Origin of the sequence: Microbispora sp. NBRC 16548, assembly GCF_030268985.1 — a bacterium.
Lineage (GTDB): Bacteria > Actinomycetota > Actinomycetes > Streptosporangiales > Streptosporangiaceae > Microbispora > Microbispora catharanthi.
The window spans coordinates 775372-789416 of the sequence record NZ_BSSF01000001.1; the positions used below are offsets into that span (position 1 = coordinate 775372).

7 protein-coding genes and 1 pseudogene are annotated in these 14045 nt (G+C 70.9%); 2 read left to right on the forward strand and 6 right to left on the reverse strand.

Going from position 1 to position 14045, the window contains the following annotated elements:
- Positions 1-35 precede the first annotated feature (35 nt).
- From QSK36_RS03455 to QSK36_RS03465, 3 genes are all read right to left on the reverse strand, one after another.
- Entirely contained in the window at positions 36-1634 is a 1599-nt protein-coding gene (locus QSK36_RS03455; protein ID WP_285781306.1) for an acyl-CoA carboxylase subunit beta, read from the reverse strand.
- A gap of 135 nt (positions 1635-1769) precedes the next feature.
- Complete coding sequence (locus QSK36_RS03460) at positions 1770-3590, reverse strand: serine/threonine-protein kinase (RefSeq protein WP_285781307.1); 1821 nt, start codon at positions 3588-3590, stop codon at positions 1770-1772.
- Positions 3591-3640: 50 nt separating this feature from the next.
- Positions 3641-4981 carry an FAD-binding oxidoreductase gene (locus tag QSK36_RS03465; RefSeq protein WP_502883276.1) on the reverse strand — a complete coding sequence of 447 codons (1341 nt, stop codon included), beginning with the start codon at positions 4979-4981 and terminating at the stop codon, positions 3641-3643.
- A 197-nt stretch (positions 4982-5178) separates the two neighbouring features.
- Between QSK36_RS03465 and QSK36_RS03470 the strand changes: the two genes are divergently transcribed.
- Positions 5179-7932 (forward strand): immune inhibitor A domain-containing protein, encoded by a 2754-nt coding sequence (locus QSK36_RS03470; RefSeq protein WP_285781308.1) that lies wholly within the window; start codon positions 5179-5181, stop codon positions 7930-7932.
- Between the two features lie 130 nt (positions 7933-8062).
- Positions 8063-8992 (forward strand): diacylglycerol/lipid kinase family protein, encoded by a 930-nt coding sequence (locus QSK36_RS03475; RefSeq protein WP_183536611.1) that lies wholly within the window; start codon positions 8063-8065, stop codon positions 8990-8992.
- A 3-nt stretch (positions 8993-8995) separates the two neighbouring features.
- Here QSK36_RS03475 and QSK36_RS03480 read toward each other — a convergent pair whose 3' ends face one another.
- From QSK36_RS03480 to QSK36_RS43680, 3 genes and pseudogenes are all read right to left on the reverse strand, one after another.
- The gene (locus tag QSK36_RS03480) at positions 8996-9889 is read right to left on the reverse strand and encodes an SWIM zinc finger family protein (protein ID WP_285781309.1); all 894 of its coding nucleotides are present in this window, start codon (positions 9887-9889) and stop codon (positions 8996-8998) included.
- Entirely contained in the window at positions 9890-12862 is a 2973-nt protein-coding gene (locus QSK36_RS43675) for an SNF2-related protein (protein ID WP_502883279.1), read from the reverse strand. It lies immediately after the preceding gene.
- A pseudogene (locus tag QSK36_RS43680) lies at positions 12851-13768 on the reverse strand (SNF2 helicase-associated domain-containing protein); the annotation flags it as partial. The pseudogene QSK36_RS43680 and the gene QSK36_RS43675, both read right to left, overlap by 12 nt.
- Positions 13769-14045: the final 277 nt, after the last annotated feature.

Genomic DNA, 14045 nt, shown 5'->3' on the forward strand with positions numbered 1-14045 from the left:
GGTGCTGATGAACACGGTGCCGATGAGCATGCCGGTCACATCCGGAAGACGCCGTAGCCGGCCCGGCCGGCGTCCGGCGCTCCCGCCACCGCCGACAGGCACAGCCCGAGCACCGTACGGGTGTCGCGGGGGTCGATGACCCCGTCGTCGTACAGCCGGCCGGACAGGAAGAACGCCGCCGACTCCGACTCGATCTGCGCCTCGACCGCCGCGCGCATCGCCGAGTCGGCCTCCTCGTCGTAGACCTGCCCCCGCGCCTGGGCGGCGGCCCGGCCCACGATCGACATGACGCCCGCGAGCTGGGCCGGCCCCATGACGGCCGACTTGGCGCTCGGCCAGCTGAACAGGAAGCGGGGGTCGTAGGCCCGCCCGCACATGCCGTAGTTGCCCGCGCCGTAGGAGGCGCCCATGACGATCGTGATGTGCGGCACGGTCGAGTTGGCCACCGCGTTGATCATCAGCGCGCCGTGCTTGATGATGCCGCTCTGCTCGTACTCCCTGCCGACCATGTACCCCGTGGTGTTCTGCAGGAAGACCAGCGGCGTACGCGACTGGTTCGCGAGCTGGATGAACTGGGCGGCCTTCTGGGACTCCGCGCCGAACAGCACGCCGCTGGCGTTGGCGAGGACCCCGACCGGGTGGCCGTGGACGCTCGCCCACCCGGTGACCAGGCTCGGCCCGTAGAGCGGCTTGAACTCGTCGAAGTCGCTGCCGTCCACCACCCGGGCCAGGACCTCGCGGGGGTCGAAGGGGACCTTCAGGTCCTCCGGCACGATCCCCAGCAGTTCGTCCTCGTCGTACAGCGGAGCCGCGTAGCCGGGGGCGGGAACGTTCCCGCTCTTGCGCCGGTTGAGCCGCCGCACGATGCGGCGGCCGATCCGCAGCGCGTCGTACTCGTCGGTGGCGAGGTGGTCGGCCAGCCCGGAGGCCCGCGCGTGCATCTCCGCGCCGCCCAGCGACTCGTCGTCGGACTCCTCGCCGGTCGCCATCTTCACCAGGGGCGGGCCGCCGAGGAACACCTTGGCCCGCTCCCGCACCATGACGACGTGGTCGCTCAGGCCCGGCACGTACGCGCCGCCCGCGGTGGCGTTGCCGAAGACCAGCGCGATCGTCGGGACGCCTTCGGCCGACAGCCGGGTCAGGTCGCGGAAGACCTGGCCACCGGGGATGAAGATGTCCTTCTGCGACGGCAGGTCCGCGCCGCCCGACTCCACCAGGTTCACGTACGGCATCCGGTTGCGCAGCGCGATCTCGGCGGCGCGCAGCGTCTTGCGCAGCGTCCAGGGGTTGGACGCGCCGCCGCGCACTGTCGGGTCGCTGGCCGTGACGACGCACTCGACGCCCTCGATCACCCCGATGCCGGTCACGACGCTCGCGCCGACGGGATACTCGGTGCCCCAGGCCGCCAGCGGGGACAGCTCCAGGAACGGCGAGTCGGGGTCGACGAGCAGTTCGATCCGCTCGCGGGGGAGCAGCTTGCCGCGCTCCCGGTGCCGTTGGACATACTTGGGCCCGCCTCCGGCGACGGCCTTGGCGTGCTCGGCCTCGAGCTCGGCGAGCTTCGCCAGCATGGCCTCGCGCCGCGTTCCGTACTCGCCGCTGGAGGTGTCCAGCCGGCTGACGAGCACCGTCATGGCACCACCGAACCGAGTTCTGTCACCTGATGATCCTCCGTGGTGAGCCGCCGTCACGTCAACGAGCCGGGTCCGGCTCCGGGTCGGCCCCGGCCGAATCAACCCCGACCCGAACCAGCACCAACGCCTTTCGCGTCAGCCGCAGTGTGACCACGCACTGCTCCAGGCGGCGGTGCCGTAGCCGCCGCCCCAGATGACGCACTTGCCCTTGGCCGGCAGCCGGATCGGCCCGGCGTAGGTCGTGTAGCTGCCGGAGTCGGTCTTCGACGAGCCGTTCTGGACCTTGAGTACCGCGCTCATCTTGATCTTTCCGGGCACGACGTACTTCGACATGGTGATCACGCAGTTGTAGCCGTTGGACGCGTTGTAGAGCAGGTATGTCGTCGCCTGCCCGTAGGAGTGCGAGTCGACGACGGCGTAGCCGCCGCCGCACACGCCCTTGGCGGTGTACGGGTTGGGCTTGGGCGCCGCGGTCTGCGTCGGGGTGGCCTTCGCCGTCGCGCTGGGCTTGGGCGCCGTCGTGGTCTTCGCCGGAGCCGGAGTGGTCTTCGCGGGCGCCGGCGTGGTCTGCGCCGGCGTGGTGACCTTGGGAGTGGGCTTGACCTGGGTCGGGACCGGGTGGGAGGGCGACGGCTGTGCCTGGCGGGTGCGCGTGGGGGAGGCGGCCGGCTTCGGTCCCACGCTCGGCCGGCGTGCCGAGGGACTCGGCGAGGGCTTCCTGTCTTTCGGCCGCACGGGGTTGGTGACCAGATCGGACGGCTGCGGGATGGGCACGTCGTCGTCCTGGGACTGCGCCACGATGGGCGTCACCGTGGGCGACGCGGTGGGACCGAGGGGGTCCTCCGAGGAGATCTGCTGGGCGGACACCCACGTCGGCACGAGGAAGGCCGCCGCCGCGAGGACCGACACCCCGACACCGGCCGCCGTCCACGTCAGCACCGGCCGCCGCGGTCGCGACCCGTCGGGGCCGGGCCCGCGCCGTACGGGCGGTGCGGGCGCTCCGGCGCCCCGCGGCCCCGGTGCGGGCGGGCCCGGCGCGTGCGGCCCGGGTCCCGGCATGGGGGCATGGGGTGCGGCGCCGTGCGGTCCCGGCCCGGGTGCCTGCGGCCCGGGTGCCTGCGGCCCGGCCGCGGCGGCGGGCCGTACGGGCACGGTGGGCTGCCCGGTGAGCCGCGCGACCACGTCCTCGGCCGAGGGACGCAGCGCGGGGTCCTTCGACAGGCACGCGGCGACGATGTCCCGCAGGGGCGACGCGAGGTCGCCCAGGTCGGGCTGCGAGTGCAGGATCCGGGTGATCACCGAGGGGATCGAGTCCGCTCCGAAGGCGGGCCTGCCGGTGGCGGCGAACACCATCGTGACGCCCCAGGCGAACATGTCGGCGGACCCGCCCGCCGTGCCGCCGGAGAGCACCTCGGGGGCCAGGTAGGCGGGTGTGCCGATGGACGCGCCGGTCGCGGTGGACTGGGGCGAGTCGGGCGCCCTGGCTACCCCGAAGTCGATGACGACCGGGCCCTCGGGGCCCATCAGGACGTTGGCCGGCTTGAAGTCGCGATGGGTGATGCCCGCCCGGTGGATGGCGGCCAGCGCCGTCGCCGTGCTGATGGCGAGCCGTTCGAGCGCGGCGCCCCTGCGCGGGCCCTCCCGGTCGACGAGCTGCCGCAGCGACGGCCCGGACACGAACTCGCTGACGATGAACGGCTGGTTGCCCGCGAGGTCGGCGTACAGGACGGGGGCCGTGCAGAAGGGCGCGACCCGCTGCGCCAGCGCGACCTCGCGCAGGAACCGCTCCCGTGCCTCGGGATCGGCCGTCAGCCGGGTGTGCAGCAACTTGACCGCGACCTGCTCGCCCGCCGGGCCGCGCCCGAGGAAGACGACCCCCTGGCCGCCCTCCCCGAGCCGGTCGACGAGCGTGAACGGGCCCAGGCGGTCGGGATCCCCAGCCTCTAACGCCACCATCGCCCCCGATTAACACGCAACCTGACAATGGGACCAAACGCTACCAGTGGTCAGATCGCCTTACCGGGGTTGAGGATGTTCAGCGGGTCGAACACCTGCTTGATGCCCTGGTGCAGTTCGGCCGCCACCGGGCCGGTCTCCAGGCCGAGCCAGCGCTTCTTCAGCAGGCCCACGCCGTGCTCGCCGGTGAGCGTCCCGCCGAGGTCGAGGGCGGCGCGGAAGACCTCGTCGGCCGCGGTCCAGACCTCCTCCGGCGGCTCGGCGAGGCCGCGGTCGAACACGAACACCGGGTGCACGTTGCCGTCCCCCGCGTGGGCGACCGTCGCGATCATCACGCCGTGCCGGGCCGCGACCTCCTCGATCGTGGTGATCATCTCGGGAAGCACGGAGCGGGGCACGCACACGTCCTCCACCAGGCACTGGCCCAGCCGCTCCTTGGCCTGGTAGGCCAGGCGCCTGATGCCGATGAGCTCGGCGGCCTCCTCCGGCGTGGACGACACCGCGACGAACGACGCGGCCCCGCACAGCGCCGCCATCTCGTCGGCCGAGCCCTCCGCCTGGGCGATGAGCATCGCCCTGGTGGACGGCTCCAGCCCGATGTTCTTCCACTCGTCGATGGCCTGCAGGGTCGTGCGGTCCATCAGTTCGAGCATCGACGGCTGGCAGCCCGCGGCGACGATCGCCGACACGGCCGCCGCGGCGTCACGCAGGGAGGTGAACTCGGCGGCGACCGTGGCCATCTCGCGCGGCGCCCGCCGCAGCCGCACGGTCGCGGCGGTGATCACGCCGAGCGTGCCCTCCGAGCCGACGAACAGGCCGGTCAGGTCGTAGCCGGTCACGCCCTTCATCGTCCGCTGGCCGGTGTTCAGCACCCGCCCGTCCGCCAGCACGACCTCGAGCCCGAGCGTGGAGTCGCGGGTCACGCCGTACTTCACGCACCGCAGGCCGCCCGCGTTGGTCGCCAGGTTGCCGCCGATGGTCGAGATCTCGTACGACGAGGGGTCGGGGGCGTACATCAGGCCGTGCTCGCGGGCCGCCCGGTCGAGGTCGGCGGTGATCACACCGGGCTCCACGACCGCGATCTCGTCCTGCGGCGACAGTTCGCGGATCGCCGTCATCCGCGCGAGGGACAGGACGACGCAGCCGTCGACGGCCGTCGCCCCGCCGGCGAGCCCGGTGCCCGCGCCGCGCGGGACCACCGGCACGCGGTGCTCGCTCGCCCAGCGCATCGTGGCCACGACGTCGTCGCGCGACTGCGCGAGCACCACGCCGAGCGGCCTGCCCGGCGGCACGAACGTGCGGTCCCTGGCGTACGAGTCCATGACGTCGGGATCGGTGAGGACTCGCCCGTCCGGCAGCGCCGCGGCGAGCGCGGAGGTCAGCTCGTTCACGTTTGGACTTTACGGCACGGTTCGGTATCGGGTCTCATCCGGAATTATTAACGGTTTTCGGTACAGATCACATTTTGACAACCATACCGGTTGCCTCTTTACCCCCCCTTTACCCCCTCGTTTAAGGTCCCGCATGCGCGCTCATCCCGGCGCGCCGTGCATGGGTGTCCGGGGAACCCGGACGGGAAGGGATCTCGTTGTCCAGAAGAATCCGGCGTCTCGCCGCGATCGTGCCCGCGCTCGGGCTGGCGGCAGGAGGTCTGGCCGCGGCCGGTGCGGCTGCGGCGCCCACGGCGGGCTACCAGCCCTCCGCCAAGGACCACTACATCAACTACGCGCCGCCGCGTGTGCAGGGCGACTTCACCACCACCGAGGAGAAGGTCCCGGCCAAGGGCGCCAAGCGCACCGCGGCCCTGGCGCAGGCCGTCGACCACAAGTTCGCGAGCGGCAACCCGGTCGCGGCACGGGTGCTGGCCAAGCACGAGAAGCAGGCGATCAGAACCGGGAAGAACCCCTTCGACTTCATCTACAAGAAGGCGAAGACGACCCGCACCGCCAAGCTCCTCACGCTGCTGGTCGAGTTCAACGACCAGGCCAACGACGACTTCTCCGGCTGGTCCCACCCGAAGACGATCGACGACGTCGACGACTGCGTGACCGAGCCGCCGGGCACCAAGCTGAACGGCCCGCTGCACAACAAGATCCCCGACCCCGCGACCGCCGGCGGTGGGGGCAAGGACAACAACTCCATGTGGGTGGCCGACTTCAACACGGCCCACTACAACAACATGCTCTACACCTCCAAGGGGATCACGACCCGGGTCCGCCCGGACCTGACCGACCCCCGGGACGGCAAGAAGGGCATCGACATCTCCGGCTCCACCATGAAGAACATGTACGAGGAGATGTCGAAGGGCGCCTACACCGTCACCGGTGAGGCCGTCGGCTGGATCAAGGTCCCGCACTCCGAGGCGTGGTACGGCGCGGGCAAGTGCCACACCTACCCGCAGGACATGACCGGCCACCCGGACAACCCGCGCGGCGCCGCCCAGCTCGCGGTCGACGCGGTCGACGCGCTCGTGAAGTCGAACCCGAACTTCCCGTGGGCGGACTACGACGTGGAGGACACCTCCGACGCCGACGGCGACGGCAACTACGACGAGCCCGACGGCGTCGTCGACCACCTCGTGCTGATCCACGCCGGCGAGGACAAGTCGGGCGGCGGCGGGGCCGAGGGCACGCTCGCCCTGTGGGCCCACTCCAGCGACGTGGCCGGCGGCTACACGGTGCCGGGCACGAGCGTGAAGATCTCCAACTACATCCTGCAGCCGGAGGACTCCGGCGTGGGTGTGTTCGCCCACGAGTATGGCCACGACCTCGGCCTGCCGGACCTGTACGACACCACCGGCGCCGGCGACTCCGACGTCGACTTCTGGGACCTGATGTCGAGCGGCTCGCACTCCGGGCCGATCTTCCAGTCCCTGCCCACCCACATGGGCCTGTGGGACAAGTGGGTGCTCGGCTGGGCCAACCCCAAGGTCATCGAGCCGGGCGGCAAGAACCAGCTCGTGGCGGTCGGCCAGACCTCGCGTACGCCGAAGGGCACCGAGGACGGCGTCCGGATCAACCTGCCGGAGAAGCAGAACATCATGTCCACCCCGCACAGCGGGGCGAACCTGTGGTGGTCCAACAGCGACCAGGACTGGGCCGACAACAAGCTGAGCAGGACCGTCGAAGTCCCCGCCGGACCGGACGCGAAGTTCTGGTGGTGGAGCGACTGGGGCATCGAGGCCGACTGGGACTTCGGCTTCTTCGAGATCTCCGCCGACGGCGGCACCACCTGGACCGAGCAGAAGATCTACAACGAGGACGGCAGCCTCGCCAGCACCGGCGACGACTACACCGACCCCAACGGCCGCCTGAAGGACTACGGCAACAAGAAGTACGGCCTCACCGGTGAGAGCGGCGGCTGGCACCACCTGTACGTCGACCTCGCGCCGTTCGCGGGCAAGTCCGTCCAGATCCGCCTGCGCTACGCCACGGACGCGGCGTCCGTGCAGCGCGGCTGGTTCAACGACGACTTCTCGCTGAACAACGGCGCCACCGCGGTCTGGACCGACGACGTCGAGGGCGGCGCCAACGGCTGGACGGCCACCAAGGGCACGTTCACCGACTCCAGCGGCGCCGGCTGGGTCATCCACTCCGGTCAGGAGCAGGCGGCGCAGTACTACCTGGCCGAGTGGCGCAACTTCGACGGGTTCGACAAGGGCCTGCAGTACGCCTACGACACGACCTGGCTGCGCGACGGCGCGTGGAAGGTCGAGAAGGTCAAGTACAACGCCCCCGGCCTGCTCGTGTGGTACCGCGACACCTCGGTTGCCAACAACGACGTCTCGGGCCGCACGTTCGACCTGCCGTCGGTGGGCCCGAAGGGCGAGCTGCTCATCGTGGACTCGCACTTCGACCCGCTGCGCCGTACGGGTGCGGCGGCGGAGAAGGACCCGTCGGTCCTGAAGAACCTCCCGTCCCGTCCGCAGTCGTCCAACGCGGCGTTCAACTTCGTCGGCACCTACCCGTTCAAGGAGTGCGTCGAGGGCGAGCCGTTCACGGAGTACTGCACCTCGTTCGGCAAGCAGGCCGCGGTGTCGACGTTCACGGACGCCAAGGGCTGGTACCCCGGCCTGGAGGTCCGCGACGACAGCCTCTACTACCGCCAGCGTGACTCCTCTGCCGTCGTCCCGTCCAAGGACAACCAGCCGTACTCGACCAGGATCGTCCACGCGGACGGCACCCCGGCGACGGAGCTGTACGGCACCGACATCGGCGGCGCGATCCTCGGCACCGGCAACCCCGGCGACGAGGGCAAGCAGCTCGGCGTGCAGATCAAGCTGATCAGCCCGCTGCCGGCCAACCTGGGCGCGATCGTCCAGGTCACCCCGGCCAAGAAGTAACCGCCACCGGGTTGTAAAACCCTGCGGTCCCCGTGCCCGGCCGCCGTCCGCTCCGGACGGCAGCCGGGCACACTCATGCCCGCCTTTCGTGGAATGCGCGCCCGCGCCCGGCGGCCCCTAGCATGTGAGCGTGCGGAGCAAGGCGGATCACACGGCGGCCATCCACCGGGAGCGGAAGGCAGCCGTCGTCGTGAACACCAAGTCCCGGCGAGGCCGCCGCCACTACGCCGAGGTGCTGCGGCTGCTGAAGGAGCGGGACTTCCGGCTCACCGGCGTCCACCCCGTGACCGACCCCTCGCGGCTGCGCGACATCCTGACCCGCGCGCTCGACTCCGGCCCCGACCTGCTCGTCGTCGGCGGCGGCGACGGCACGCTGAGCAGCTCGGTCAGGCACGTGGCGGGCCGCGACGTCGCCCTCGGCGTGCTGCCGCTGGGCACCACCAACAACTTCGCCCGCAGCCTGGGGCTGCCGCTCGACCTGGCCGGGGCGATCGGCGTGTTCACCGAGGGCAAGGTGGCCGACATCGACCTCGGGATCTGCGGCGACCGGCCCTTCGCCAACCTCGCGAGCTTCGGCGTCTCGGTCGAGGTGGCGGGCACCGTGAAGCCGTGGCTCAAGCGGATGCTCGGCCGGGCGGCCTACCCGCTGACCGCGATCACGATCCTGCCGAGGCACCGGCCGTTCCGCGCCTACATCACGGTGGACGGCAAGCGCCACGAGCTGCTGACCCACCAGCTCAACATCGCCAACGGCCGCTTCCACGGCGGCTGGCAGATCGCCAGGGACGTCAGCATCGACAACCGCAAGCTGGTGGCCTACCAGCTCGGCTCCGGCAAGCGGCTGCGCCTGCTCGGGGAGACCCTCGTGCGGGCGACCACCGGCAGGTGGACCAGCCTCGCGGGCGGGCCGTTCGTGACCGGCCAGGAGATGCTGCTGGAGACCGACCCGCCGATGGCGGCCGACATCGACGGCGAGGTGCGGCTGCGCACCCCGCTCGTGCTCAGGACCATCCCGAACGGCGTCCGGGTGATGGTTCCGCAGAGCTTCGAGGACACCTGATCCCTACTCGTTCTCCTCGGCCGCGAGAGTCCGGTACGCGGGCCGCAGCAGGTCGAGGAGCGGGATGTGCCTGGCCTTGACCTGCGGCGGGTCCAGCGCGCGCAGCAGCAGGTCGGGAGGCGACCCGGGGTCGGCCGGCGGGCCGAGGCGGGCCGGTGAGGCGCCGGACTCGTAGAAGTCGCCGATCCGCTCGGCGAACGGAACGTCGGCCACGTCGAGCAGCTCGGGTATGCCGCCGCCGGACCCACCGTGAACGAGGCCACCCTGAACGCGGCCACCCTGAACGTCGCCGCCGTGGCCGCCTCCGCCGGTGGCGCGGAGGGCGTCGAGCAGCACCTCCCTGCCCATGCCCCGCCAGGCCAGCACCAGGAACGGGTCGCCGTCGAACGCCTCGGCCAGCAGGTAGAGCACGGCCGACAGGTGCTTGCACGGAAAGCCCCAGTCGGGACAGGAGCAGGCCATGTCCAGGCCGCGCTCGCCGGGGAACAGCGGAAGCCCGCACCCGGAGAAGACGTCCTCGATCTCCGGCGGCATCTCCCCGGCGAGCAGCTTGGCCCGGTGGAGGGCCTGCGCGGCGAGCGCCTCGACCAGCCCCGCCCACTCCCGCGCGCCGTACGCCGTGATCCGCACGCTCACGTCGTACGGCTCCGGGCGCGAGCCCTGCACCCGGGCCTTCACCAGGCCGGGACCGAGGTCGAGGTCGAGCACCTGGCCCCGGCGCGCGTAGGCCCGCCCCCGGCTCAGCCTGCCCGCGTCGCAGACGCGCTCCAGGATGTCGATGAACCGCCGCGACCACCATTGCTCGCCGATGGAGCCCCGCTTCGAGCGCGCCTTGATGCCGCCCTCGACCCTGATGGGCCGCGCGGCCTCGAACCAGCCGTCCCGCCCGACCGGCATTCAGCTCACCGCCTCGGGGGACAGGCGGAACAGCTCGCGCAGCTCCGCCGTGGACAGCCCGGCGATCCAGTCCTCGCCCGTCCCGACGACGCTTTCGGCCAGGGCCTTCTTGCGCTCGATCATCTCGTCGATCCGCTCCTCCAGGGTCCCCGCGCAGATGAACTTCCTGACCTGCACGTTGCGGGTCTGGCCGATGCGGAACGCCCGGTCGGTGGCCTGGTTCTCCACGGCCGGGTTCCACCACCGGTCCACGTGCACGACGTGGTTGGCGGCGGTGAGGTTGAGCCCGGTGCCGGCGGCCTTGAGCGACAGCAGGAAGATCATCGGCTCGTCCTCGGTCTGGAACCGCTCGACCAGCGCGTCGCGCGTCTTCTTCGGCAGCCCGCCGTGCAGCCACAGCACCGGGCGGTCGAGGCGGGCCGCCAGATAGGGCTGCAGCATCGAGCCGAACTCGGCGTACTGCGTGAAGACCAGCGCCTTGTCGCCCTCGCTGAGGATCTCCTCGGCCAGCTCCTCCAGCCGGGCCAGCTTCCCCGACCGGCCGGTCAGCCGGGAGCCGTCCTTGAGCAGGTGGGCGGGATGGTTGCAGACCTGCTTGAGCCTGGTCATCGCGGCCAGGACGTTCCCGCGCCGCTCGATGCCCTCGCTGCCGGCGATCCTGTCCATCATGTCCTCGACCACCGCCTGGTAGAGGCTCGCCTGCTCGGGGGTGAGCGTGCACCAGACCTTCATCTCCATCTTGTCCGGAAGGTCGGAGATGATCGTTTTGTCGGTCTTCAGGCGCCGGAGCACGAACGGGCCGGTGGCCCGCTTGAGCGCGGTTGTGGCCACCTCGTCGCCCCGCCGTTCGATCGGCTCCTGGTAGCGGTCGCGGAAGGCCCTCGCCGATCCGAGCAGGCCGGGATTGCAGAACTCCATGATCGACCACAGCTCGGCCAGATGGTTCTCGACCGGGGTGCCGGTCAGCGCCAGCCTCGTTCGCGCCGGGAGCGAGCGCACCGCCTGAGCCTGCCGGGCGGCGGCGTTCTTGATGGCCTGGGCCTCGTCGCAGACGATCCGGGACCAGCTGAACCGGGCCAGGGCGTCCCGGTCGCGCAACGCCGTGCCGTACGTAGTGAGGACGAGGTCGGCCACGCCGACCCGCTCGGCCAGCTCCTCGTCGCGCAGGCGGCTCGTGCCGTGATGGAGGTAGACGTCCAGCGAGGGCGCGAAGCGGGCCGCCTCCTTCTGCCAGTTGCTGAGCAGCGACATCGGGCACACCAGCAGCGTCGCCCCCACCTGCTCTTCCTGCTCCCGCTCATTCACCAGCAACGAAAGGGTTTGGGCTGTGTTGTGGCAAAGGACGTTCCCGGCGACGAAGTTGTGGTGCTCCGCCACCTCGAAGTCATAGACGTATCCCTCGTAATCGATCTCTTCCACCGAGACGACTCGCGCGTAGAAGACCTCACGCTCCGCGCGCATGACGAGCTCATCACGGATGGCGCGCAATGCATCCCGATCCAAGGCGCGATAGGCGGCAGCGACCTTCCCGGTCCATCGATTCTCCGGTTGCGTCAGATGTTCGCGTTCCGCTGCGCCGGACAACATTCGGTCCATCGCCTGAACCGCCATGGCCGCGCTCTTCGGGGAAAGCTCCTGGGTCCCTGTGAAGTAGACGGTACCGACACCGAAATGACGCATGGGAAGGCCGGTGGACGCCCGAGCGAGTAACAGAAGATCGCTGCCGGGTACGCCCTCCACATTCGAGTTGGCCGGCTTCGCGCAGACGCCGTCCAATTTGGCTTGCTTCACCGGGTCGGAGAACCCGATGAGATCTCGGAACAGCCGAACCCCGGGACCGCCGATCATGCCGATTTGATACGGCCGCCTGATTCCAGTGCCGTTGGTGGCCGCCTTCATCTTCTCAGTCGTCCGCAGCCAGATCCCGAAACGGCGGAGCATCATGCTCAGCTGGGACATGAGCCAGCGCGAGGCGGACGCGATCTCGATCATCCGCATTCCCGCGACGACACTGCCTTCGGCCGTGAAGAACTCCCTGAGGAAAAGCCGGGCCGTGTCATCGTCAGCGGCCATGATGAAATCAGGAATGCGCTTCGCGGCGGACAGGCAGCCCCACTTGTAGCCTCGGGCGGAAAGGAACGCGGCATAGTCGACGCTGCACAGGCGCAACTCGTGAACATTCCTTGTAGGTCGTACAGTCGGCTTGTTCACGAACAGCCCGAAGCGGGTGCCGATCCGGAGGACCCGCTCATGGAGTGCGTCGAGAACGGCACGGTTTTTCTGGGTTATTCGCAGATCCGCCTTGCGATTCTCGTGGCCCTCGCTTATCTGCCACGCCAGGAGAACGGTGAGGTCGGGATCGACCGGCTCTCCATCCCAACGGATGCGACGGGGTACGCAGATTCGGTCGCCGGACCGGATGTCACGGGTCCACCCGTTGACGCCGAGCAGGCGGTGCCGCCTGGTGATCGTGATCTCGCTGCCATCGTCCAGACGGACTCGGCGAAGCCGTTCCCGCACATGCTGGCGGTACAGACGAGTGAATGGGGCCTGCACCATCCGACCTTTGGCGTCGATCGCATTGGTGAAGAGCGGAGACAACGGGGTGGCCCACTCACCGCCCTCCTCGGAGAGGATGTCAGCGGCGTAGTTCTGCCAGATATCGGCCGCAGGGGTAAGCGCGCCATTCACGAAAACCGGTGAATCTGGCATCAGGCACTTACCGAGTCCCATATCGTCGGCGAGGATGCCGCCGAGTCCGATCCGGGACATGAAGCTGAGCCAGGCAAGGCCGCGTTCCTGGTAGGGCCGCAGCGTGCCGTGGAAGGCGGCCGGGGTCGCCACGGGTTCGAGACGGCGGTCGGCCTCGCCGGACAGCAGGTCGCCGAGCAGGCCGTCGGCGTCCACCTCGACGAGCGGCAGCTCGTCGTCCCCGCCGTGGACCACCTCCTGGATGACCTCGCCGATCGTCATCCGGTCCGAACCGCGGCGCTCCACCGCCTTGAGCGCGGCCCCGAGCTGCCGGGCGTCCAGCTCGACCCACTGCCCCCGCAGCCGGACCAATGGCACCTTGAGCCGGGCCAGATCGGCCAGCTCCGCCTCGCTGATCGTCTCGTCGCCGACGGCCAGCTCGGCCCGGAAGTCCACGAGCTGCGCCAGCCCGAACCCCTGGTCGGCGGCGGCGCCGGGTCCGGAGCGGGACCGTGCGGTGAGCTTCAGGCCGAGCCGGGTGCGCCCCGCCCACGCGGGCAGCTGCACGCCGAACCCGGCCGACTGGAGGAGGGGCGCGGCGTGCCGGAGGAAATGGAAGGCCCCCTCCACGTCGAGGCCGACGTGCGTCGGCCGGGCCTCCCGGAGCGCGTGGTCGATCGTCGGGTAGAGACGCGCCGCCCGGCCCAGGCCGGCGAGCAGCGTCTCGTCCGGCCGCCCGGGCAGGCCGGGCATGCTCTCGCCCGCCCAGACGAGGGGAGCGGGCACGTAGAGGCTCGGGTCCTCGGCCGACTGGAGGGCGAACTCCACCCGCCACGCCCCTGCGCCCGCCTCGTGGCCGGGCTGCTCCTCGGCCAGGAGGGGCTCGACGAGGCGGAAGCACACCTTGACCGGGCCGTCGAGCTGGTGGGCCGCCCTGAACCAGTCCTCCAGCGGCCGGGCCAGCGCCTCCGCCTCCTCCCGGCGCGCGCCGGGAAGGGCCGCGGTGTCCCCGGTGAGCGCCACCGTCCACCGGTCGGCCAGGGGACTGCGCGGCCCGGGCCGGTGCCCGCCGAGCAGGCGCTCGGGCAGCGCCTGCCGTACGGCGGCGTCGGCCAGACCCGCCAGCGCCTCGATCAGCACATGGGCGGACGGCCGCTCTTCTCCCACGGCCCGGCAGGCCGGCGGCATGGCGGCGGCGAGCTCGCGGACGCGGTCGGCGTGCGCGCCGGTCAACACCGGCCGCCAGCGCGCCGCGTAGCCGCCGTCCTCGGCGACGAGCTGGGGCAGCACCCGGCCGCGCCGCACCAGGTCACGGGCGTGGGCGGCGACGACCGTGAGATAGCGCAGGGACGGCCCGGCGGCGGGCGGCGGCTCGAACGCCCCGGTCAGCAGCCGCAGCGCGGGCCCCGGCTCGACCAGCAGCGCGGGCACCCGCCACGGGCTGATCCTCGCCCGGCGCGCGATG